At 49.2% G+C, this 22,560-nt stretch carries 21 protein-coding genes; 9 read left to right on the forward strand and 12 right to left on the reverse strand.

Annotated features, from left to right (window positions below):
* Positions 1-2: 2 nt before the first annotated feature.
* The gene (locus B9N86_RS25125) at positions 3-1,592 is read right to left on the reverse strand and encodes a bifunctional metallophosphatase/5'-nucleotidase (protein ID WP_208915815.1); all 1,590 of its coding nucleotides are present in this window, start codon (positions 1,590-1,592) and stop codon (positions 3-5) included.
* A 228-nt stretch (positions 1,593-1,820) separates the two neighbouring features.
* On the opposite strand from B9N86_RS25125, the gene B9N86_RS25130 reads away from it, so the two are divergent.
* The 5 genes from B9N86_RS25130 (at position 1,821) to B9N86_RS30500 (ending at position 5,510) form a co-directional block, all read left to right on the forward strand.
* On the forward strand, positions 1,821-2,807 hold the full coding sequence (locus B9N86_RS25130) for a phosphate/phosphite/phosphonate ABC transporter substrate-binding protein (RefSeq protein ID WP_208920736.1): 987 nt from the start codon (positions 1,821-1,823) through the stop codon (positions 2,805-2,807).
* 138 nt (positions 2,808-2,945) lie between these two features.
* Positions 2,946-3,719 carry a phosphonate ABC transporter ATP-binding protein gene (gene phnC / locus B9N86_RS25140; RefSeq protein ID WP_208915817.1) on the forward strand — a complete coding sequence of 258 codons (774 nt, stop codon included), beginning with the start codon at positions 2,946-2,948 and terminating at the stop codon, positions 3,717-3,719.
* Complete coding sequence (gene phnE / locus B9N86_RS25145; protein ID WP_208915818.1) at positions 3,716-4,507, forward strand: phosphonate ABC transporter, permease protein PhnE; 792 nt, start codon at positions 3,716-3,718, stop codon at positions 4,505-4,507. The genes phnC and phnE (B9N86_RS25145) overlap by 4 nt, the downstream gene beginning before the upstream one ends.
* Complete coding sequence (gene phnE, locus B9N86_RS25150; protein ID WP_208915819.1) at positions 4,504-5,307, forward strand: phosphonate ABC transporter, permease protein PhnE; 804 nt, start codon at positions 4,504-4,506, stop codon at positions 5,305-5,307. The genes phnE (B9N86_RS25145) and phnE (B9N86_RS25150) overlap by 4 nt, the downstream gene beginning before the upstream one ends.
* Before the next feature lie 38 nt (positions 5,308-5,345).
* Positions 5,346-5,510 (forward strand): DUF2524 domain-containing protein, encoded by a 165-nt coding sequence (locus tag B9N86_RS30500; RefSeq protein WP_244563168.1) that lies wholly within the window; start codon positions 5,346-5,348, stop codon positions 5,508-5,510.
* 55 nt (positions 5,511-5,565) lie between these two features.
* Here the strand turns inward: B9N86_RS30500 and B9N86_RS25155 are convergent, their stop codons facing one another.
* Complete coding sequence (locus B9N86_RS25155) at positions 5,566-6,306, reverse strand: IclR family transcriptional regulator (RefSeq protein WP_208915820.1); 741 nt, start codon at positions 6,304-6,306, stop codon at positions 5,566-5,568.
* Between the two features lie 212 nt (positions 6,307-6,518).
* On the opposite strand from B9N86_RS25155, the gene B9N86_RS25160 reads away from it, so the two are divergent.
* Together B9N86_RS25160 and B9N86_RS25165 are read left to right on the forward strand one after the other, a co-directional pair.
* Positions 6,519-7,520 (forward strand): alpha/beta hydrolase, encoded by a 1,002-nt coding sequence (locus B9N86_RS25160; protein WP_208915821.1) that lies wholly within the window; start codon positions 6,519-6,521, stop codon positions 7,518-7,520.
* A gap of 150 nt (positions 7,521-7,670) precedes the next feature.
* Entirely contained in the window at positions 7,671-8,852 is a 1,182-nt protein-coding gene (locus B9N86_RS25165; RefSeq protein WP_208915822.1) for a Fe-Mn family superoxide dismutase, read from the forward strand.
* A gap of 113 nt (positions 8,853-8,965) precedes the next feature.
* Here the strand turns inward: B9N86_RS25165 and folE are convergent, their stop codons facing one another.
* The 9 genes from folE to B9N86_RS25210 form a co-directional block, all read right to left on the reverse strand.
* The gene (gene folE, locus B9N86_RS25170) at positions 8,966-9,559 is read right to left on the reverse strand and encodes a GTP cyclohydrolase I FolE (protein ID WP_208915823.1); all 594 of its coding nucleotides are present in this window, start codon (positions 9,557-9,559) and stop codon (positions 8,966-8,968) included.
* A gap of 49 nt (positions 9,560-9,608) precedes the next feature.
* Positions 9,609-9,842, reverse strand: coding sequence for a YneF family protein (locus B9N86_RS25175; RefSeq protein WP_208915824.1), 234 nt, complete (start codon positions 9,840-9,842; stop codon positions 9,609-9,611).
* Positions 9,843-9,970: 128 nt separating this feature from the next.
* Positions 9,971-11,821, reverse strand: a complete 1,851-nt coding sequence (gene queG, locus B9N86_RS25180) for a tRNA epoxyqueuosine(34) reductase QueG (protein ID WP_208915825.1) — start codon at positions 11,819-11,821, stop codon at positions 9,971-9,973.
* A gap of 28 nt (positions 11,822-11,849) precedes the next feature.
* The gene (gene lepB / locus B9N86_RS25185; protein WP_208915826.1) at positions 11,850-12,452 is read right to left on the reverse strand and encodes a signal peptidase I; all 603 of its coding nucleotides are present in this window, start codon (positions 12,450-12,452) and stop codon (positions 11,850-11,852) included.
* A gap of 195 nt (positions 12,453-12,647) precedes the next feature.
* A complete protein-coding gene (locus B9N86_RS25190) occupies positions 12,648-13,073 on the reverse strand; it encodes a GNAT family N-acetyltransferase (RefSeq protein ID WP_208915827.1) in 426 nt (141 codons plus the stop codon).
* Between the two features lie 330 nt (positions 13,074-13,403).
* Entirely contained in the window at positions 13,404-14,555 is a 1,152-nt protein-coding gene (locus B9N86_RS25195) for an efflux RND transporter periplasmic adaptor subunit (RefSeq protein ID WP_208915828.1), read from the reverse strand.
* Between the two features lie 36 nt (positions 14,556-14,591).
* Positions 14,592-15,986 (reverse strand): ABC transporter permease, encoded by a 1,395-nt coding sequence (locus tag B9N86_RS25200; protein WP_244562843.1) that lies wholly within the window; start codon positions 15,984-15,986, stop codon positions 14,592-14,594.
* Positions 15,983-16,750: an ABC transporter ATP-binding protein gene (locus tag B9N86_RS25205; RefSeq protein WP_244563169.1), complete on the reverse strand. Its 768-nt coding sequence runs from the start codon at positions 16,748-16,750 to the stop codon at positions 15,983-15,985. Before B9N86_RS25205 ends, B9N86_RS25200 begins: the two co-directional genes overlap by 4 nt.
* A gap of 28 nt (positions 16,751-16,778) precedes the next feature.
* Positions 16,779-19,343: a hypothetical protein gene (locus tag B9N86_RS25210; RefSeq protein WP_208915829.1), complete on the reverse strand. Its 2,565-nt coding sequence runs from the start codon at positions 19,341-19,343 to the stop codon at positions 16,779-16,781.
* Positions 19,344-19,682: 339 nt separating this feature from the next.
* Here B9N86_RS25210 and B9N86_RS25215 point away from each other — a divergent pair, with 339 nt between their 5' ends.
* Both B9N86_RS25215 and B9N86_RS25220 read left to right on the forward strand, forming a co-directional pair.
* Positions 19,683-20,291 carry a superoxide dismutase gene (locus B9N86_RS25215; RefSeq protein ID WP_208915830.1) on the forward strand — a complete coding sequence of 203 codons (609 nt, stop codon included), beginning with the start codon at positions 19,683-19,685 and terminating at the stop codon, positions 20,289-20,291.
* Positions 20,292-20,671: 380 nt separating this feature from the next.
* Positions 20,672-21,718, forward strand: coding sequence for a LacI family DNA-binding transcriptional regulator (locus tag B9N86_RS25220; RefSeq protein WP_208915831.1), 1,047 nt, complete (start codon positions 20,672-20,674; stop codon positions 21,716-21,718).
* 70 nt (positions 21,719-21,788) lie between these two features.
* Here the strand turns inward: B9N86_RS25220 and B9N86_RS25225 are convergent, their stop codons facing one another.
* Entirely contained in the window at positions 21,789-22,496 is a 708-nt protein-coding gene (locus tag B9N86_RS25225) for an MgtC/SapB family protein (RefSeq protein ID WP_208915832.1), read from the reverse strand.
* Between the last annotated feature and the right edge of the window lie 64 nt (positions 22,497-22,560).

Raw genomic sequence — 22,560 nt, forward strand, 5'->3', positions numbered from 1 at the left:
AGTCACCGCCCCACTATCACTCTCCAGTTGGAGTTGCATGTTGCAGTTATGGTTCCCTGCTTCACAATATAGTCGGTTACCAGATCAGACATATCAATTTGAATCTCCCTCATGACCCGCTTCCCATTGTACATGTCGTAATCCCCGCCCCCTCCGGCACGGTAATTGTTCATGACAACATCAAGTTCCATATCATCTGTGAGCGCTGCCCCGCCCCGGCTTAGCTTGACTACTCGCCGGCCGATCGGCCTAGTAACGTCCAATTCATATTCAATGCCTTCCCACATATCGTAATTGTAATGCTGCGCCTTCGGCTCCAAGTAAGCTGGATTCACACCCAGTCGTCCGCCCGAATCAAGCATGAAGTAAGCAGCTGTCTGCTCCAGCGCCGCCCGGATATCCCAGCCGGTTAGCCTCAATACAGTCAGCGTATTCGGGTACATGAAGTTCGTTAAGACATCCCTCATCGTGATCACGGGCCCGAACCCCGCCGACTCGTTATTCAGCAGTGCTGTATTCGATACCTCCACCCCCGCCGCATCCATCTGCACCTTGTTTACAAACTCAATGAAAGGATGATCGGCAGAGCGGCAGGCCAGCGGGTCGGATATCGTCAGATCGCCAATCACATGACCTATCGGCCGATCGAGCCAGTCCTGCGTCTCGGTCTCGATCTCATGTGTCAGCTCTAACACCGTGTCATCAGCCACTACCGTCTCATCAGAGATAAGCAGTTCAGCCCTCTTCTCCTGTATTCTCCATCCACCCTCAGCCTTTCTGGCAAAATCAACTGTGATCCTGCCGAGCGCTTGTCCGTTGCAACCCGGCTGTACGATGGTGACTCCCCCTGCCTGAGCAGCCAGAAGCCGATGCTGGTGTCCAGTGATTAGCACATCGATGCCGTCAACTTCCGTGCACATCGCGTATGCCTGATTCTCACTGGTCAATCTCTCCGCCGGGTCGCCAGTAAGCAATTCGCGTTCAAATCCGCCGTGGTAAGCGACCACCAACAGGTCCGGCTGTTCTTCTCGCCGAATGCGGGGGACCCAGGCCCTGACCGTTTCTAAGGCATCTCTGAATTGCAGGCCCTGAATATGTGCCGGATTCTCCCAGTGAGGGATATAATGCGTCGTTACGCCCAGAATCGCTACTTTAACTGCGTCTCCTACAACCTTTACAATATACGGTTTACCAAAAGCCGGTTCGCCCGTCTCCGAATCCACGATTCCTGCCGACAGCCAAGGGAAGTCTGATTCGCATATCACCCGCTTTAGCAAATCCATTCCATAGTTAAATTCATGATTCCCCGGCACGGCAGCAATATAATGCAGCTCATTAAGCACGGTTACCGCAGGATGCACACCGTCCCTATGTTTCAATGCGTATGCAGCGAGCGGAGTCCCTTGAATCAAATCTCCATTGTCCACTAGCAGCAGCTCCGGCGCCCGTAGCCGTTCTGCACGAATCATCGTTGCTATTTTGGCAAGACCGAGGTTCCGCTCCTCGCGAGTCCGGTAATCCGTCGGATATATATGCCCATGAATATCGCTTGTAACCAGTATTTCGCACGTAATCTGATGGTTATCCTCCATATTTGCACTCCCTCATTCCTAGTTTAGACCAGCCTTCTTAAGAGTTATTTATCCGGACTCTTAAAGTTTAGCAAGTAAAATCAAGTTTTATATTAAAATTACATACTTTTTTCAAAAAATTAACATTCGGATAACAACGGCTTAATAAACTGTTTTTATAGTTATATAAGTAATGAAAAATAGAATGTGTGGAGGTCATATCGTTTGAGAAAAATCGTGAAATTTGTTATGCCCCTGTTCTTATCTATCGCAGTCATAAGCGGTTGCGGGGCTAACTCCCCGGTCAGCAGCACCACTAAAGAAGCGGCCGCTAATAATAGCGCGACAAACTCCGCTCAAGACAAACCGCAAGATAACGCCTCGAATAACGCAGCAACGATTGATACCGGTTACGTTCCCGAAAAGCTCACCGTACAGTTTGTCCCTTCCCAAAATGCGGATACGCTTGAAGCCAAGGCCAAACCATTGGAGAAGCTGCTGTCCGACCGGCTTGGCATACCGATAGAAGTGAGCGTATCGACCGACTTTAACACGATTATCGAAGCGATGGCTTCCAAAAAAGTCGATGTCGGCTTCCTGCCGCCAACCGCTTACGTCCTGGCTAAAGAAAAAGGCGCCGCAGAAGTAATCCTTCAAGCCCAGCGCTATGGAGTAAAAGATGAGACCGGTGAGCCAACAAATGAGTTGGTTGACTTCTACAAAGCGATGATCATCGTAAAGAAAGACTCCGGAATCAAGACCGTTGCCGATCTGAAGGGCAAAAAAATCGCCTACCAAAATGTGACCTCATCCGCAGGTTATGTATGGCCTGCCGGGAAGCTGATCGAGGCCGGACTGGACCCGTTGAAAGATGTGGAAGCCATCACCGTAAAAGGCCATGACCAAGGCGTTCTCGCTGTATTGAACGGCGATGTAGATGCGGCCGCGATTTTCCAGGATGCACGAAATATCGTGAAGAACGACTATCCAAACGTTTTTGAGGATACTCGCGTCCTGACTTATACCGATAAAATTCCGAATGATACCGTTACCGTTCGCTCCGATATGAGCCCAGAATGGATCGAGAAGCTCCAAAACGCCTTCATTGAGATCGGCAAGGACACTGAAGGCCACGCCATTATTGCCGATATTTATACGCACGAGGGCTATGTGAAATCGGAGGACAGCATCTTCGAAATCGTCCGTGAATATGGCGAGAAGGTCAAGACCGAATAGTCTAACGAATCCGGCCCCTCATCGCATTGAGGAATCGAGGTTGATGATGGGTATTTTTGAAGAGCCAGTCAGAGTGCTATCTGCACTGTGGCTGGCTATGCTATTTTTTACGATAACGCATAAAGGAATGGTGTTTACGTGATAGAGATGCGCAATGTATCCAAGGTATATCCCAATGGGACAAAGGGGCTGAACCAGATCAATCTGACGATAGACAAAGGGGAATTTGTAGCCATTGTCGGACTGTCGGGCGCTGGCAAGTCAACTTTGCTACGCTCCATGAACCGCCTTCATGACATTACCGAAGGCGACATCCTCATTGACGGAAAATCCATAACAAAAGCATCCGGCAAACCGCTACGGAAGATTCGCCGGGATATCGGCATGATCTTCCAGAGCTTCAACCTGGTCAAGCGCACCACCGTACTTCGCAATGTACTCGCGGGCCGCGTCGGTTATCACTCTACCCTGCGCACGGTGCTTGGACTGTTTCCGAAGAAGGATATCGACTTGGCCTTTCAGGCACTGGACCGTGTCAATATCGTCGAGAAGGCCTATTCGCGAGCTGACGAGCTCTCCGGCGGACAGCAGCAGCGTGTGGCGATCGCCCGCGTACTGGCACAGGAAGCCAAATACATCTTAGCCGATGAACCCGTAGCTTCTTTGGACCCCCTAACCACAACGCAGGTCATGGATGACTTGAAACGGATCAATCTGGAGTTCGACATTACGACGATCGTGAATTTGCACTTTGTTGATTTAGCCCGTCAATACGCCACGCGGATTATCGGCCTCCGGGCAGGTGAGGTTGTATTCGATGGCCCCGTATCGGAAGCGACGGATGAGCGTTTTGCGGAAATTTACGGACGCCCGCTGAAGCAGGACGAATTACTAGGAGAACCCATCCTATGAATACCCAGATGGAATCGGAACGCCCTCAAGCCCCAAGCAAGCTGAAGCATTATTTGACCGCGGCCGTCATTCTTCTGCTGCTATGGGGAAGTGCCGTTCAGACGGACGCCACAATTAAGGAACTTGTCGAGGGAGTACCCAATATGCTGGATCTCCTTAAGGAAATGTTCCCGCCGAAGTGGAGTTACTTCGACAATATCCTGGACGCCATGCTGGAGACGATCCGCATGGCGTTAGTGGGCACAACACTTGGCGCGATTGCAGCCGTTCCGGTCGCCCTACTGTGCGCAAGCAATTTGACAAAGAGCAAGTGGGTTCATCACCCGGTCCGTCTTATATTAAATCTCATCCGAACGATCCCGGATTTGCTCTTGGCCGCGATATTTGTGGCGATTTTCGGGCTCGGGCCTTTACCTGGCATATTCGCTCTATCTGTGTTCTCGTTAGGCCTGATCGCCAAGCTCACGTATGAAGCTCTGGAGACCATTGACCGCGGACCTCTGGAAGCGATGACCTCTGTCGGTGCCAACTCCGTGCAGCGTGTCGTTTACGGCGTCATTCCGCAGATTCAGGCTCACTTCATCTCGTTCGTCCTCTACACATTCGAAATCAACGTTCGGGCGGCCGCGATTCTCGGCCTGGTCGGTGCCGGGGGCATCGGCCACTACTATGAAGTCACGTTAGGATTTCTGGAATATGATAAGACGTGCATGATTATTATTTTCACACTAGCTGTCGTTCTGATCATCGATTATATAAGCACGAAGATGCGGGAGAAATTGTTATGACGAAATCCTGGAATGAAATTGTACTGAAACCGAAAAAAAACCGTTATCGATGGCTTATCTATGTACTGCTTGCTGCAATTTACATTTGGGCCTTTGCCGGCATTCCGTATACGGGAATCAAAGAAACGGCAGGTCAAATTACAGCAGCGATTATGTCCGGCATCTTCTCGCCTGACTGGGATTACGTTTACTTGCCTGATGGCGAGGACTTGCTCCGAGGACTGCTGGACACACTGGCGATTTCTATCTTAGGCACTATCATTTCTACGGTGCTCTGTATTCCGTTCGCCTTCTGGGCCGCAGTCAATATGAGCCGGTCAAAGTGGGTGTCCGGATCGGGTAAGCTGGTTCTAAGCTTTATCCGAACCTTCCCGGAAATCATCATGGCAATCCTATTCATCAAGGCAGTGGGACCCGGATCCTTTGCAGGCGTGTTAGCCCTCGGACTACATTCCGTCGGGATGCTCGGGAAGCTGTTTGCCGACGAAGTGGAGAACATGGACAAGGGTCCCACAGAGGCGCTGATCGCCTCGGGAGCAAGCCGTCTGCAAATCCTTTGGTTTGCCGTCATCCCCCAAGTCCTGCCTGGTTTTTTGTCGTACACGTTATACCGGTTTGAGATTAATCTGCGCTCCGCAACGATTCTCGGTGTGATCGGCGCAGGGGGCATCGGAACTCCGTTGATCTTCGCATTGAGCTCCCGCAACTGGGACCGCGTCGGAATCATTTTGCTCGGAATCATCATTATGATTACCGTGATTGATATGATTTCCGGAGCAATTCGGAGGAAGCTGGTGTAGTTTAGTCAGACCTTGGGGCAATGAATAAGTTGAGGTGAATCCTCCATAATAGGGAAAGTCGGGCTGGAGACGACCTTCATCAGCTCAAGCAGGAGCTGGCAGCCCTTCGGGGCCTGGGTGCAGAAGATACGGAAACTCAGGAACGCATCCGGATGGAGAATCAAATCTCGTTCATTATGAACAAGTGTGATATTAACCGTTAAAACAAACAACCGGACATCCAAATACGGAAGTCCGGTTGTTTTGTTTCCTGAATCATCAAATCATCAAGCCCATTTCTCTTGCCGCTTCCCTGAGCACCGGGGCATATTCACGTAGCGTCTCTGCAGACAGACGGTTAACCGGCCCTGACATCGACAGCGCCGCGGCAATTTTACCGCTCCGGTCTATAATCGGAACGGATACAGCCGCTGCGCCAGGCTCGCGTTCCTCAATACTTATCGCATAGCCCTTCTCCACAATTTCAACCAATTGACGGCGGTACTGCTCCTTGTCCACCACATCAGGCCAATTCGGCAAGTTGAGCAGCTCTTCTTGGTCCGAAGGAGACGCATAAGCCACCAGCACTTTGCTGGATGCTCCTACTGATAGCGGCAGTCGTGTACCCACCTGGGCAACCCGGCGTATCGCCTGATTGCTTTGTACGGCCTGTATACGGATACGTTCCGCACCATCCCGGAGATACAGGCTTACTGTTTCCCCCAGCCGATCGCGAAGCGATTCCATGGCGGGCAGCAGCAATACCGCCGGATCGTCACTGTGCGATAAATGCGTTGACAGCTCCCATATTTTCATCCCTAGCCGGTATTTGTCCGTTCGGCTATCCCGAACGACAAATCCTTTTTCCTCCAAAGTGGTCATCAGTCGATGTACCGTACTTTTATGCAGTCCAATGAGAGAGGAAATTTCCGTTAAAGCCAATTCATGATTCTTTGTAAAACACATTAATATATCAAGCGCCCGTTCAACGGCACGCACCGTTAATTTGCGATCTTCCATACCCGGTTTCCTCCTCTCGTGTTTCATCACATGAAACCTGGTTACAAGAATTATATGAAAAAAAAGACGGGAAGTAAACTGAAATTCCTCATTTTACATTTGTCTAACAATCTCCTAATTTACATTGACTTTGATCTCGTCCCGGCATACGATAATTATAATTTATAAATTTTCATTTTAATGAAAGAATTCATGGTAAGGAGGGGCCACTCATGAGCATGGTCACTGGTAATAACGCCCCACTCTCCCAAATGAACGATACAGCGACCGGTCTTTCTACCCGTATGATCCGGTTCAAACATATTTTTCTTGCTCTCATTTTGTCAGTCGTGTTCTTTCTCGTATTTTGCTTCATAGCTCTGCATGCCTATATCGCCTGGGTTTTGTCGAATCCTACCGTAGCCCCCCTCTACTCCAACCCAAAACTTGCGAAGGATATGGAATATGAGAATGTGCTTTTTCCTTCAATCGACGGGAAAAAGAATATGAGCGGCTGGTACATTCCTGCGGAAAACTCCTCGCGGACGATCGTATTTAGTCATGGTTACGGAGCCAATCGTGAGGAAACGTGGATTCCGATGTACGACCTTGCCCACTACGCGCACAATCTGAACTTTAATGTGCTCATGTTCGATTATGGTTTTGCATCCCAGACCAGCAAAGAGGTTGCTACTGGAGGTAAAGAAGAGAAACGGCAGCTTCTCGGTGCCATTCAACTGGCCAAGCAGCGTGGTGCGAAGCAAATCGTCGTCTGGGGTTTCTCCATGGGAGCAGGAACGGCTTTACAGGCTGGTTTGGAAACCAAGGATGTCGATGCAATGATACTCGACAGCTCTTTTTTGCTGGAACCGGACACCCTGTATCACAACATTAAAAACCAGATTGATCTGCCCCGCCATCCGTCACTTGAAATATTGGAGCTGTTGTTTCCTGTCTTGAACGGCACGAGTCTCGACCAAATTCCTTACACGGAAGTTAAAAAGAACGACTATCCGTTCCCGACGCTATTCATACACGGTACGAAAGACGACAAGGCGCCTTATCCGATCGCGGAAAAAATTGCGGCCAACCAGACCCATCCCGATTCCGATTCGTGGATTGTCGAGGGCTCACGTCATGAACTCATATTCCGGGAATATCCACGCGAGTATTTACGCCGAGTGTCCACATTCCTCGGAAAGCTGCAATCTCCCGACGGACCTATGCCTGAATAATATACCGGTACAGCTTAAACTTAATATGATCCACCCCAAAGTCCGCCTCATGTATCAGATGCGGGCTTTTTTCTGCTGTTCAACTTCATAATACAGGCTGGTATACGAATATAGTTTCATAGTGAAGGAATGTGACAGGAGGAATAGTTCATGCTGTATATTTACGGAGCGATGCTCCCGGCAAGGATTTTGGAAGAAGTCCGCTTCTGGAAACGTCAGGAGATGGAACATACGGAAGTCATTAAAGCGATTGTCCCCGGTCTCGAGGCTCCTTATGTCAAACTGCTAGACGATTGGGCTGTTGTATTCGGAGAAACGGAAAAGGTGGCGGATCAGCTGCTCAGTCAAGTCCTTGCTTCCCCGGGCCCGCTGTCTCCACAACTTATCGCCCAGATCGAACTGCTGCTGCGGGTCTCCATCGAACAATCGAAGGAATTCATACGCCATCTGTATATGATGAAGAGCAACAGTGCTGCCGTAAGGCAAGTCCCCCTTGCCGATACGGTACTGCTTCACATTATCCGGGAGTCAGAATATTTCATTGAGGTTCTGGAGGAGCTCAGCCAACCTGGGGCACTGAAACGTCTGATCGATCATCCTGATCTTATCCCAGGTGCTTTAAAGGACCCGGTAGCCACACCGTTTCAGGTCGAGGAAATTGAAGCCGTCATCCAAAGCGTCTCCTCCCCCCCTTCCAAGCAACAACCTGTCCCTATCGGAGGTCACCGTCTTCCTCCACTTCCTTATCCGTATAATGCGCTTGAACCATACATTGATGAGAAGACCATGCGCATCCACCATGACAAACATCATCAAAGTTATGTTGACGGTCTTAACAAGGCAGAGACCAAACTGGAGGAAGCTCGCAAAACCGGCAATTTCGATCTGATCAAGCATTGGGAGCGTGAGCTTGCGTTTAACGGCGCGGGCCATTATCTTCACACTTTATTCTGGACCATCATGAACCCGAAGGGCGGCGGAGCTCCCCAGGGAGAGCTTGCACAGCAAATCAAAAAAGATTTTGGAAGCTTCGAGCGATTCAAGAAGCAGTTTACGGAAGCGGCGGATAAAGTCGAGGGAGGCGGCTGGGCGATCCTGGTCTGGAGCCCTCGCAGCCACCGTCTAGAAATACTGCAGGCTGAAAAACATCAAAACTTGTCCCAGTGGGATGTCGTCCCTATCCTTGCCCTCGATGTATGGGAGCACGCCTATTATCTTAAGCACCAGAACAATCGCAAGGATTACATCAAAGACTGGTGGAACGTCATATATTGGCCAGAGGCAGCGGAGCGCTTCGAGCAGGCGAAGAAACTTATGTGGCAGCCTTTCTAATCTCTTCAAGTAGAAACGGCTATGCCGTCCTTTAAAGACGGCGGAAGTTTCAAAAAAAGGCTCCGCCGAAAAACCGGCGGAGCCTTCTCTATATCACTCATCTAAGATGAGTCTTAGTTCTTAATCAGCGACATAAATTCGGCGCGCTGTGCCGAATCGCTTTGGAATGTTCCCCGTACCGCCGAAGTAATCGTCTTGCTGCCGGGTTTCTTAACGCCGCGAGCACACATGCACAGATGCTCACCTTCTACTACGACCATAACACCTTGTGGTTGAAGCACCTCAACCATAATGTTCGCAATCTGGGAAGTGATACGCTCTTGTACTTGTAGTCGGCGCGTAACCGCCTCTACCAGGCGTGCAAGCTTGCTTAAGCCTGCAATCTTGCCACTAGGAACATAACCGATGTGCACTTTACCGAAAAACGGCGCCATATGGTGCTCGCATTGGCTGTAGTACACGATGTCCTTCACGATAACCAATTCCTCATGCTGCTCGTCAAACGTGACGCCGAGCACGTCACGGGGATCGATCTCGTAACCGGCAAAAATCTCCTCGTACATCCGTGTCACGCGGGCAGGTGTCTCCAGCAATCCCTCTCGCTCGGTATCTTCACCGATCAACTTAAGAATTTGCTCTACATGGTATTCAATCTGCTCACGATGTTCCCCAACTTTATTGTTAACATAATCTTTTACGCCCGCCACGGTATATCCCCCTTTCCGTTAAAAAACAAACGGTTATACTCTTAATCCTTTATTTACGCTTGCGTCCTTGGCCTTTGCCCGACGCAGGCTGGTTTTTCATCATTTGCTGCGCTTTCTGCATTTGTTTACCGTTCAGATTGTAACCCATCTGTTTAGCCATCTTTTGCAGCATTTGCGGATCACTTTGCATTTTCTCCAACTGTTTGCGGAGATAAAACACACCGATAAAAAATCCGCCGACCAGACCCACGATTAATGTAATAATCGGAATAACAATATTCATGACTTGACCACCTTTTACATACTAATATTTACCATTTAATGGCGCATATACGAACCTATCATAGCATGTCCTTTTGAGGACAGCAAATGAAAAAACCGTGGGTCTCTGGTCTTTTTACCGCCTGATTTTTAAAGGCCTTTACGATCCGGAAGATATCCTTCCAGCGTAAGCAGAGATCGTTTGATCTCCAGTCCTCCGCCGTAACCCACAAGCGTGCCGTCCATTCCAATTACACGATGGCAAGGAACGATAATCGGAACCGGATTTTTGTTATTTGCACCTCCGACGGCACGAACCGCTTTCGGCCGTTCTATGGCGTCAGCAATATCTTTGTATGAACAGATTTCACCGTAAGGAATTTCCTTAAGGGCTTCCCATACCTGCAGCTGGAACTGCGTTCCACGCATATCGAGAGGTATCGTAAATTCCTTCAATGTCCCCTCAAAATACTGCTTTATCTGAGATGTAACGTCAGCCAGACGCTCTTCATTGCGCTCATATCCGACACCTCCAGCCCAGGTCCGCGACCACTGCTGCAGCACAGCCTCTTTGACGGTAAAGGTGCCAAACTCAATCAAACACAGCCCCAGATCAGACGCTACAACCGTCAATGTTCCAATCGGCGTGTGTACCTCATTGTAATACAAAACATCACTTTCAATAGTCGGAGCAGCCATAGGTTCTACTCCCTTCGGTGCAATGTTGACCGAAGAGGTGCCTGGTGACTGCACATCCTGTCCTGCTTCTTCCGATTGTTGAGAGGAATGCTGGACGCCTTCTTGTTTCTCTGTCTCTGCTACTGCCTTAGTCTCCGGCTGCAATTTATTCAAGGCTTGTGTCAGCATGTTACGTACTTTATGATCCTGTTCCGATTTCATGCCTTTTTCTAAGTTGTTCAAAGCTTCTTCGCCTCCAATGCGGCCCAGAGCCCATGCGGCAGTTCCCCGCAGCTCCGGACGCGGATCTTTCAGCAGCACCTCGCTGAGCTTCGGTACTGCCGAAGCGTCTTTAAAGTTGCCAAGGGCGATCACGGCATTGCGCTGAATCGGTTTCCTCCCGCGCCATGCTGCCGAAGTATCGCCGAATGTTTCTTTAAATTCGCGGTTGCTCATATCAAGGATTGGGAGAAGAAGCGGCTTCGCCTTTTCGGGATCAGGCTGCAATTCCTCGTGCTGTGTCCAGTTCAAGCCTTTGTTCTTAGGACAGACGATTTGACAGGTATCACATCCATACAGCCTGTTACCGATTTTGCGCATCACTTCTTCATCCAGAAATCCTTTAGTTTGAGTAAGAAAAGATACACATCGCTGTGCGTTCAGCTGCCCCGGTCCCACGAGGGCACCTGTAGGGCAAGCATCAATACATTTGGTGCATTCTCCACAGTCTTCCGTCACCGGTGAGTCCGGCGGAAAAGGAATGCTGGTTACCATTTCACCAAGGTAAATCCAAGAACCGTATTTCGGAGAAATAATAGCACAGTTTTTAGCGCTGAAGCCGATTCCGGCCCGTTGCGAAACTGCTCTATCAACCAAAGCTCCGGTATCTACCATGCTCTCAAGGACTGCATCCGGAACACGTTCACGGATAAATGCCTCAAGCTTCGCCATCGCTTCCCGCAACACATGGTGATAATCCCTACCCCAAGCCGAGCGGGCCATAATCCCCCGATATTTACCGGGCTCCGATTTGGGCGGATTGCTCATTTTGGACGGATAGGCTACAGCTATTGCAATGATCGAAGCTGGAGTCGTTCCCGGTAGTGAGGGAGTGACCCTTTTATCAAGATCAGGCTCTTCGAACCCGGATTCATACCCTTTATCCCGGTGCTTTTGCAGAATCGATTTCAGCGACACAAACGGGTCTGCCGAAGCGAACCCTATATCATCAATGCCCATGCTGGGCGCAGCCCGCTTCAGCTCTTCTTTCAATTCCTCCCAAACGGAGGACGAAGGAGCGTAGGCTCCAAGTCGTGAAGTCATCTCCAGCGCCTCCTTTCCTGTTTGAGCCTTACAGTCCCTTTATTTTAGACAACGGCCAAAGAATAAACTCCGCCCGTCCTACGATGTCCGACTCCTTTACACTTCCGAATTCGCGGCTGTCCTTGCTCTTTCGAAGATGGCGGTTATCACCCATGACAAAATAACGGCCTTCCTCTAAGGTAACCGGACCGAAATCAGGATCTTCGATCGGAACGTCTGTATAAGGTTCCTCTTGCGCCTCACCATTCACATAAAGAATATGTCCCTTGACCTCGACCGTGTCACCTGGAAGGCCAATAACCCTTTTTACAAGAAATTCCTTTCTGTCCGGACCGGTACTTGGATCCTTCAGCACAATCACGTCACCGCGGTTTGGATCAGCAAAGCGGTATACCAATTTATTGATAAACAGCCGCTCGGACGCTTCCAGTGTCGGCTTCATCGATTCTCCTTTAACCATAGACAGATTAAAGACAAACATATTCAGTAGAACCATGATACAAAATGCAATGGCAATCGTCTTAACCCAATCCCACAGCTCAGCAGCCCAGCTATTCTTCTCGGCCGGTTTCCCTTGGGAATTCGATGCATCTCCATTCTCACTCGAACCCGGTGGAATTACTTGTCCCATGCTACACCTTCTTTACTATCAAGTTAGCCTCCACTTGGAGACCGCTATATAAATTGGTACATTAATAGAAAAGCATATCTCTCTCCCATTTGCAACGGTCGATAGATATGCTTCATATAGAAATAAATGTCGTTTCCCGCTTTTACGCGTCCATTTGGACACATGTCGTGAAACCAGTTTAATCCGATCTGACCATTACGGCTGAGCTACTATGCTCAGCTTCTGGAAGGCTGTCAGGATTTTATTTGCGCCGTATCCCATCGCTTCATACAACGGCATCGCAGCTGCATTATGTTCATCACCGGCAACGAGAATCCGGCTGACCTTACGGGATTGGAACCGCTGTTCCATAGCCTCGACAAGGGCTTTTCCAATTCCTTGTCTACGGTAATCGGGATGAATGGCAATGCGGTAATAACACCCACTATTGCGTTCGATGGTCCCAATCAAGGCACCAACAATTTCGCCATCTTCTTCTGCTACCATAATCAGGTCTGAATCCCAGGCAAGCTGTCTGGAAAAAGGTTCCATCGTATTTTCGTAGCATTCTTCCGACAAAGCAATCTGTAAAAGCTCAGTTACTTGGTTACAGTCACTCAACTGAAAGGAACGAACATGCATCTCAAAATCTCCCTTTTCGTTAGCATGATGCGGTTTACGCGGCTTACAATTAAGTATTCCGTTGATGCAAACCTAACATTAATAATTACTACAAAAAATGCGAAAATCCTGCGTTCTTGTCCATTAAACCACATATTACTCCAGAATTCACGAGTTTTCTTTTGAAAACGCTTTATATGAAGCGGTTACATTTTAATCGCTGGCTAAATTTCTATCTTTGTCCTTCAAATCAAAAAAATGGATTCGTATCCCGGACTCACTTTATAAAAAAACAGCACCCTTCCGGCTAAATACCGAGAAGAGCGCTGCTCTTTAAGATAGAATCTTCTTTTACTGCAGGACCACTGAATCGCCGGCCTTAAGTCCTGATAAAACTTCTGTTTTGTCCAGCGTTACCATACCGATCTTAATATCCTGCCGCTCAATTTGACCATTTCCCTTGTCCACCATAACGTACGATTCGCCGCCTTCAGTCAGAACAGCAAGCTTCGGAACAACAATGGCTTTATCCTTCTGTTCGCTTACAATCTCACCGTTGAGCGTCAACCCACCGATTAAGCGGTCATTTTTAGGTAGCGAGATGATAACCTTAAACTGTGGTGTCTGGGAAGTTTGCTTCTCCTGGGTGACCGCCTCAGCGAATTTTGCCACTTCCACCACTTTTCCCTTTAGGCGCAGGTCCTTAATGGAAGGCATCTTCACCTCGACAGCCATGCCCGGTTTAATGCTGAATACATCATTTTCATCTACATATGCCACAAAGCGCAGAGAGTTTAAATCAACTATTTTTCCGATATATTGATTCGCTGTCACCGATTGCGGCTGCGGCTTTTGCGTGCTGTCGAACAGAAAAATCCCTGAATCCGGTGATCTGTACGTAGACAGATTCAATTTGTCATGCAAGTCAGCCATCGCCTGACGTTCAATAATGTCGTTTACTTCTTCCAGCTGACTGCTCAGCTGCGCATTTTCCTGCTCGGTTAACGTCTTAAGTTGCTCGGCTAACGCCTTAAGTCGTTCGGCTTCCGTAGCTCCAAGTGGGGCATTGTCCAAACCCTGATTCAAAATGAACTCCTCTAGTTCCTGCTCCTTCTTCTTCTTCTCCTGCTCCTGCTTCTTCTTCTCCTGCTCCAACTTCCGCTTCTTCTGCTCTGCTTCCTTCTGTTGAAGCTGCTGGCGCAGCTCTTTTTGCTCCAGGTTAAAGAGAATGTCCCCTTTCTTGATCTGTTGGCCGTTCACTACTTTCCAGGATGACACCTTCGCTTCAAAAGGTGTGTATACATTCGTTTCCCGTCCATACTCGGACCTGCCCTTGACCTGAACGGTCGACATGATGGTTTCCTCGGTTACAGGAAATGAAATGACCTGCGGCTCTTCCATCATGGGATCGACAGGTGCTGCCGGCTTCATCTTTCCATATCCCCAATAGCCCACGAAGGCCAGAACAGCGACAAGCACCGTCCATTTTATGATCTTCTTCATGCTCCTTAGCTCCCTTTCCGATGCTAATTCATAATCCTAATCCCGCTTAATCGCGAGCAATGCATTGGTTCTTGCGGCGCTGATCGCCGGATAAATACCTGACATGACCCCTGTCATCACAGCGAATGCAATTCCAATGGGCAGCGTGTCCAGTGTAACTACAACCTGCAGCCCCGACATGCCTGCAGAAGCTGTAATGAATGAATTCAGCCCGGTGACAATCAAATTAGCGAATACGATACCAAGCAGACCGCCCAAAAACCCAAGCAAACTGGCTTCAACAATGAACATGTTGCGGATCTGCGGCATATTGGCCCCGAGCACTTTCATAATGCCGATTTGCCGTCGACGCTGATGCGTAGACATCGTCATGGCAACAATAATAGATATGGAGGCCAATAACAGAATGAATACACCAACGCCCAGTGCGATCGCCTTAAATGTGTTCATTTGAGAGGCAATCTGATCGCGCATCATCAAATTGTCACTCGCGTTGAGCGAAAGCTTTTGAATCAATTCTTCCAGCGGCTTAATGCTTTCGAGATCATCCACTTTAATCGTAAGGGAATCGTATACCCGCTGTTTCGGAGCCGTGCCTCCCTGTGGACTTAGGCTGTTGCTAAGCCATTCCGCGGTTTCAAAAGATACATATGCCTGACGATCATAAAAAGCAAATTGAGCATTTTCTCCCACGGGGACATCGAGCACGCCCCCTACATAAAGCTGCGGGCTGAGTACTGTCTTTTCGTTCTCCCATCGCTCCATTTGAATGTTTTTGCCGTACATATCCGAAACCATGCTTTCATACATTTGCCATTCTTCCCACAGCTTCGGGTTTTCGGGATCTGTACTCATCATTTGGTTCAATCGTTCACTTGTCTGCTTATCGATCCACCCTGTTGTGGCTCCATAGTTGAACACAACGGCACCAAGCTGCTCCAAAGGGCCACCCTGTTTAAACTTATTCCCCTGTTCTTTAAGCTGCGAGAGATCCATGGCGACAAGAGACAGGTTTTGGTTAACTAAATTATCTGACGATATGGACCTAAAGTTTCCGACCCGTTTAGTAGCTATCGCGGATTTAACATGATCAAAGCCTTTAATCACTTCAAGCTTATCGTCTGTAAGCAAGCCGCGGTCCCATCCGGCGGATTCGCCCGATCCACTGGCACCGCCACTGGCACCGCCACCGCCACCGCCACCGCCACCGCCACCGCCACCGCCCGAGCTTTGGGGGGTAACATTAATTTCGTCAAGCTTCAGGCTCCCTATAATCTCTTTCTCCAAATAGCTCTGAGCGGAGTTACCGAGGCTAAGGGCAACAATAATCGCCGCACAGCCGATGGAAATACCGGTCATGCATAAGGCAGTAACTACTTTACGGCGCTTAATCTGACCCCATGCCAGCCGCATACTGTCTGCAAGTCTCACTTGCCATCGCCTCCCTCATCCGCGCAGGCCGGGGCACCGGACAAAACCGGGACAGAATACATCGCCTTATCAACTGTTTTTGGGGCCTGATAGTCCTCCGGCTGCACCAAAAAACCGTCACGGAGCATGATCGTTTTTTTCATCTGCGCGGCGACTTCCATCTCATGGGTTACGATGACAAAGGTCGTGTTCATCGATTGGTTGAGGTTCATCATGATACTGATAATTTCCTCTTCTGTTTTAGTATCCAAGTTGCCTGTCGGCTCGTCCGCAAAAATAACGGAAGGCTCAGTGATCAGCGAACGCGCAATACTAACACGCTGCTGCTGTCCGCCGGACAGCTGGGCCGGATACATTCCGGACTTATCGCCAATCCCCGTCATTTCAAGAAGCTCCATCGCTTTCTTGCGGCGTTTAGACGATGAAATGGACTGAAAAACGAGCGGAAGCTCTACATTTTCCCGAATCGTCAGCGTAGGGATGAGTTCATATGCCTGAAAAATAAATCCGATGTGCTTGCGCCGAAACTCTGCCAGCTTGTTTTCCCCAAACTTAACGATATCCTGATCAGCAATATAAATATGGCCTTCTGTCGGCTTCATCAGCCCTGCCATCAAATTGAGCAGAGTGGATTTGCCCGACCCGGAGCTGCCCAGAAGAGCGATCATCTCCCCTTTTTGGACTTCAAACTGAATGTTATGAAGCACCTTCAGCACTTCATTGCCATTTTTGAAGCTGTGCGACACATTTTCCAAACGCAGCATGTTCGCGTTTCCTTTCTGGTCCTTGATTTTACCTGTCTTCATACGGATCCTCGTTCAGCTGCACCGTCAAATTATAACTTTGGCTGCCAAGCGTAATTCGCTCGTTCTGGAATTCATCCACCAGTGTCAAGTTAACCCATCCGCCTCTGATCTTCTTATATAACTCATCAGTCAGTTCAAATGAAGCTGTCCGCGTGCCCGGAACCTGGATGTCTGTGCCCGGCGTAAGCGTACGCTCCTGCGTCTGCCCAAAATGGTCTTTAATGATTAAAATCAACTTGTGACCAGCATCGGCAGCGGTTATGTTCTCGCTGCGTTTCACGTCAAAAGTGACCTTCAGTGAGATTGTAGAGCTGCCTTCCTGCAGATTGCCTACCGCCTTAGTAACCGAGACGTTGTAAGGAAACCAATTTAACTGGGTCAGTGAGGAGCTTACAGCCGGTCTCACTGGATTGAGCATTAGCTTCTTCACACCCAGAACACCGGTTATGTCTTTGCCCGGTTCCGCAAACTTGCCTTCGGACATCGCAGTGCCCACAGCAAGACCTATATCGCTCGCGGCGCCCTTCGGCACCCTTGCCCAAAAGACGACCGACTGCTTGGCACCAGGTTGAAGTGCGGTTTCCGGCTGTACGGTGTCCGCTTCATAAATTTTTCCGTCTGTGCTTTGGAAATACCCTTTCAGCCGCGCTGCCTGCATCCGGCGCTGCTCACTGCTTGTCAGTGTTAACTCGGAGTATATAATATCTGAGTCCACTCCCTCATAAATGACCGTCCGCCGTTCTTGCGCTTCGGCACGTTTACCTGGTGTCGCGATGGAATAAGGCTCCCCTTTATCCAAAACCTTGATCGACTGCATGGTTGTTCCTGACGTGGTCAAGTTAAGGAAAGGTGCTTTTGCCGTATCTTTTTGGGTAAACAACTCAAAGCGGAGTGAACGAATATTTTGGGTATAAGGAATCCGTGTCAAGACATACACCTCGGTCGATGCCCCGGGGGCAATCAAGGAACCTTGCTCGTCCGCAATAACCTCGGAACTAGCCAGAACTGTCTTTTCGTCCGCTTTTACATTCACTTTCAGTTCAGGCAGCAGTGTTGAGTTCCAGTCTTGAGTATTGCGCAGACGCAACTTGGCGACAACGAGGTCCTTATCCTCCCAAGGAAGGCGTTGGATGGATTCCAGTGTATACGCAAAACCATTTGCCGTCTGCGCGCCGTATTCCACACCGATGGATGCTTTATGTTCAGGTTGATAAGACAGGCCAAAGTATGCAATCGGCACGATCATTCTGCCCGAGGCATCGGGAGCTGCAGATGTGTTGCCAGGCTCAGCCGGATTTACAGGCGATTTGGACGGAAGACCGGAACCGGACGGTTCAATCATTTGCAGTTTTAACCGATCCTGCCTGAGATTGAGCGGGAGCGGAATTTCCATCGAAATCGTTTTCTCCTCCGCAGGCCGTAGCGTTATCGTCGCCGCTTTATCATCCGGAATGTAAGGATGATAAGTTCCTTCCGAAGCTTTAATCGCAAACTCATAGGCAGGAACCTCCACCGGTTTATTGCCTTTGTTTTTGAAAGTCATTTCGATATTCCATAAGGCCTGATCACCGGATGCCCGTATAGTAGCGTGACGAACCTTGGCATCGACACGATTTCCTTGGAGTGTCAGCGCTTTAACAGATCCTGGCGCAATATCCCAATTGGGAGCTATTGCGTCAGGCAGCTTGAATGATGCGGTAGGCAGAGACAGCTTTAGCGTTTCATCGTTTTCCGTCCACAAGAAGCGTAAGTCCTTTGTTTTAAGATATGAAGGAATTTCAGTTATGTAATAAACGAGTTTCTTCTCTTTCGGCTGAACAGGTGATCCATCTTTTCCGGCTTCCGGCTGAAGAAGGAAAGAAGTACCGCTGCGTGTTACCAAATACGGGTCGTAACTGCTGTCTGTCCATACCATTCCGCCGCGATTTGTAATATACATTCCAACCTTGGCCATTACTTTGCCATTATACTTAATGATTTGCAGGGATTCCGTCTGAACGGTAATCGGTGTTCCGCCCAGCTTCAGCATAGTGCTCGCCCCAGGTGCCACAGCGGGTGAATAGTTCGTCGGCAATTTATACGCTCCTACACGCTGCAGATAGCCTTTTACTTTCGGATTCCATACATCCATAGCCACCTTCATGCCGGATAAGGAGCCTGTACTAATCTTGGCATAGTAGGTCACGCTCAAACTTTGGCCGGGTCCGACCCCTTTTTTAGTGATGTCGCGGGTAATCGGATTTGCTGCGGTTACAGAACCGTCGGGCAGCACCACTCTAGGAAAATAAGTAACAAGCCGTGCTGTGCTTTTGCCCTTATTTTTATAATTCAGCGTAAACACAGCCACATGGCTGCCGTTCTGCTGCCAGACATCTGCATGCTCTAGAGCTGCAGAGACACTGTTACCGAGCCCTATGTTCCCGATCGGAGTTAACGTTTTCTTTGCTGAGACCGGCACGTTAGTCTTTCCGGCTGCCGCATCGGCTTGCGGTGAGGCAGCAAGCACCGCGCCTAGCAAAATGGCTGTCACTTTGACCATTTTAGTATTCATTTATAGAAATACTCCCTTCAGATCCGCCATATCCACTCTCCAAGTTTCATGGTCAGGTTAATGGATTTGTTTACGGTTATATATGTAACGAAAGACTTCGTCACAAAGTTTGCGTGTTATATGTATCGAAAGATGTCATTATACAAGTTTTTGTGTTAAAAACGGGTTCACCTCCGACTTTTCAAACATAAAAGTTGATTTAATCCCCCCGAACGGTTTAATATATGTATGTAGCCGAATTACATATTGTATTTCTCCGGGTGATAAAGGCTTCCAGATCTAGGAAGGCCCTTTAATCATAACCAAAAAAAAACTATATTTACAGGAGGTATTTTCATTATGGCATTTCAATTACCACAGCTTCCTTACGCAAACAACGCGCTCGAGCCTCACATCGACGCACAGACGATGGAGATTCACCATGACCGCCACCATAACACCTATGTTACCAATTTGAATGCAGCGCTTGAGAACGCTCCTGAATTTGCGAACAAATCGCTGGAAGAACTCATCAGCAACCTTGACGCTATTCCAGAGAGCATCCGTACTGCTGTTCGCAACAACGGCGGCGGTCATGCAAACCACTCCCTCTTCTGGGAAATTATCGGACCAAACGGCGGCGGCAATCCTACCGGCGCTTTGGCTGAAGCGATCGACAGCGAGCTTGGCGGCTTCGATAAGTTCAAAGAAGACTTCGCAAAAGCAGCTACTACCCGCTTCGGAAGCGGTTGGGCATGGCTCGTGTTGAAAGACGGCAAACTGGCTGTAACCAGCACTCCTAACCAAGACAGCCCGATCATGGAAGGTCAAACTCCTCTCCTTGGATTGGACGTTTGGGAGCATGCTTACTACCTGAAATATCAAAACAAACGCCCAGATTACATCTCCGCTTTCTGGAATGTTGTAAACTGGGAAGAAGTTGGCAAACGCTACGACAACGCGAAGTAATTGCCGCTAAAAACCACATACAAGTTGAAACGCTATCGTTCTTCACTATGGACGATAGCGTTTTTTTGCGAGAAATATAAGCCAAGTCGCATCAAGCCGGATAGCGGCACCAAAAAGTTGGAATAAAAGTTTGACCATCTTTGATTTTTAACTGGAAATCAGATATGATAAAGATACGATTCTTGTCCTTCGCAATGCATGCATATCGTGTTTAAAGGGCCATTTTGATTATCGATAGAGTGCTTCGCAGCTAAGTTATTCCGTTACCGTGATATAAACTCATTGCATCAACAAGCTGCTCGTATCGACCTACTCATACGGCGGCTTTTTATTGTCCCATGTTGCGATTATTATGATTCCGTAGAAAAGGAGGCGGGGACTTGCCAACGGTAAGAGATATAGCACGTGCAGCGGGTGTATCGCCGGCGACCGTATCGCGGGTTCTTACGGGTAAAGGAAACACATCCTCCGAAGTGAATGAAAAAGTAGAGAAAGCGATACGGGAGCTCGGGTACGTGCACAACCCAAAGGCGAAGCCGAACGCTCCGGGCGCCGAATCCCGCACCATCTGCTATACAATCGCACGTGAACCTAGCGAAATTTTTGGGAATCCGTACTATTCCAATGTGCTCCTTGGTTTATCCAACGCTACTCAAAAATACGGATATGAATTGCAGATTTCCGCCTTTCGCTCTGTCGATCAACAAATCGAGAAATGCTTGGCGCTATACCGGAACAAAAGAGTGAATGGCTTTATTTTATCCGGCGTCATGTCGGCGGACAAAAGCTCGCTGATTCAAAGCCTGCAGCAGCATTCCATTCCATTCGTCATGATCGGGCGCAGTCTGCAGCACAATGTTTTTTGCATTCATAGCGATAATTTCCGGGATGGGTATGTCACGGCCCAGCATTTGCTGGACGAAGGGTACCGGCGTATCGTGTTCCTGACCGAGAGTCTGGACGTCGATGTCGTGCGCGACCGGATCGCAGGGTACAAGCAGGCGCTACACAGCAACGGTCTGGAGGCGGGAGACGACGACGTCGTCTTGTGCGGCTCGAAGGAAGCGGACATGATTGCTGCTCTGGACGAATACAGCTCCGGAGGCAGAGCATTCGACGCGATTATCGCTGCTGACAGCGTGTTGGCGCTCGGTGTATTGAAGTATTGCCGGGAGCGCGATTTGCGCGTTCCGGAAGATGTCGGCATCATCGGCTTCAACGATGCCGCCTTTCTTAACAAAATCTCCCCATCGATCAGCTGCACGACCATTCGAGGGGAGCATCTCGGTCTAGAAGCGCTGGAGATGCTCATTGAGCTGATGGACGATCCTGAGCGCATTAATAAGAACAAGACGGTAACGCTGCCTTCCGAGCTTATCGTTCGCCAATCGACACAACGGACAAGACATTCCTCATCCCATACATGAAGTAAGAGAGGGCGGATATTCCGCCCTCTCTCTCATTCCCACTTCAATTCAATTCCTACACATCATAGCGTTACTCTATTTTTACAGCAGTCACGCCTGGTATCGCCTTCAAGAGCTCAACCAGATCGCTCATCAGCTTTTTTTTCGGCATTACAATTGTGATCATCATCTGCAGTGGCAGAGCTGCCTCTTCCATCGGTTCCGGCGACTCCGCATCGGCCACGTTCATGTTCCGGATCTCTACCCGCTCCGCAATCAGTTGCTTCGAAATCATGCCCAGCGTATCTGGGCCTCCGGAACAGGTGACTTCTACCAACAGCGCCTTATTTGCTACCAGATAACGAAGCTCGATTTTGTTCAGCACCTGCAAGGAGAGGAACACGAGCCCGCAGGTTAAAATGGCCGGGAGATAAAATCCTGCGCCTACCGCGAGTCCTATCGCGGCCATTACCCAGAGCGTAGCGGCCGTAGTCAGTCCTTTGACGGACATGCCTGTTCGAATAATCGTCCCCGCGCCGAGGAAGCCAATGCCGCTGATGACCTGTGCCGCCAGACGGGCCGGATCGATCCGAACATTCGGCTCATCGACGAAGGCGTTGAAGCCATAAATGGACAGCAGCATAATAAGCGAAGAGCCGATGCATACCAAAATATTGGTGCGGAATCCGGCAGCATGCTGATTCATCTCCCGCTCGAAGCCGATAATGCCTCCAAGCACAAGCGCAAGAAGCAATCGCAGACATATACTTGCCGTGTCCAACGTCCAAGGGCTTGTCACCGTATCTCCCCCTCTCGTCACTACTGTTCTAATCTAATTTGCACATAAAAACTCCCGCAGGTTC

It is taken from the genome of Paenibacillus uliginis N3/975, from assembly GCF_900177425.1.
GTDB classification, from domain to species: domain Bacteria; phylum Bacillota; class Bacilli; order Paenibacillales; family Paenibacillaceae; genus Paenibacillus_AQ; species Paenibacillus_AQ uliginis.

Coding starts and splice junctions, on each gene's coding strand:
- B9N86_RS25125 (WP_208915815.1), bottom strand. CDS start 1,592: ATGGAGGATAACCATCAGATTACGTGCGAAATACTGGTTACAAGCGAT.
- B9N86_RS25130 (WP_208920736.1), top strand. CDS start 1,821: ATGCCCCTGTTCTTATCTATCGCAGTCATAAGCGGTTGCGGGGCTAAC.
- phnE (WP_208915818.1), top strand. CDS start 3,716: ATGAATACCCAGATGGAATCGGAACGCCCTCAAGCCCCAAGCAAGCTG.
- phnE (WP_208915819.1), top strand. CDS start 4,504: ATGACGAAATCCTGGAATGAAATTGTACTGAAACCGAAAAAAAACCGT.
- B9N86_RS25155 (WP_208915820.1), bottom strand. CDS start 6,306: ATGGAAGATCGCAAATTAACGGTGCGTGCCGTTGAACGGGCGCTTGAT.
- B9N86_RS25160 (WP_208915821.1), top strand. CDS start 6,519: ATGAGCATGGTCACTGGTAATAACGCCCCACTCTCCCAAATGAACGAT.
- B9N86_RS25165 (WP_208915822.1), top strand. CDS start 7,671: ATGCTGTATATTTACGGAGCGATGCTCCCGGCAAGGATTTTGGAAGAA.
- B9N86_RS25175 (WP_208915824.1), bottom strand. CDS start 9,842: ATGAATATTGTTATTCCGATTATTACATTAATCGTGGGTCTGGTCGGC.
- queG (WP_208915825.1), bottom strand. CDS start 11,821: ATGACTTCACGACTTGGAGCCTACGCTCCTTCGTCCTCCGTTTGGGAG.
- lepB (WP_208915826.1), bottom strand. CDS start 12,452: ATGGGACAAGTAATTCCACCGGGTTCGAGTGAGAATGGAGATGCATCG.
- B9N86_RS25190 (WP_208915827.1), bottom strand. CDS start 13,073: ATGCATGTTCGTTCCTTTCAGTTGAGTGACTGTAACCAAGTAACTGAG.
- B9N86_RS25195 (WP_208915828.1), bottom strand. CDS start 14,555: ATGAAGAAGATCATAAAATGGACGGTGCTTGTCGCTGTTCTGGCCTTC.
- B9N86_RS25205 (WP_244563169.1), bottom strand. CDS start 16,750: ATGCTGCGTTTGGAAAATGTGTCGCACAGCTTCAAAAATGGCAATGAA.
- B9N86_RS25210 (WP_208915829.1), bottom strand. CDS start 19,343: ATGAATACTAAAATGGTCAAAGTGACAGCCATTTTGCTAGGCGCGGTG.
- B9N86_RS25215 (WP_208915830.1), top strand. CDS start 19,683: ATGGCATTTCAATTACCACAGCTTCCTTACGCAAACAACGCGCTCGAG.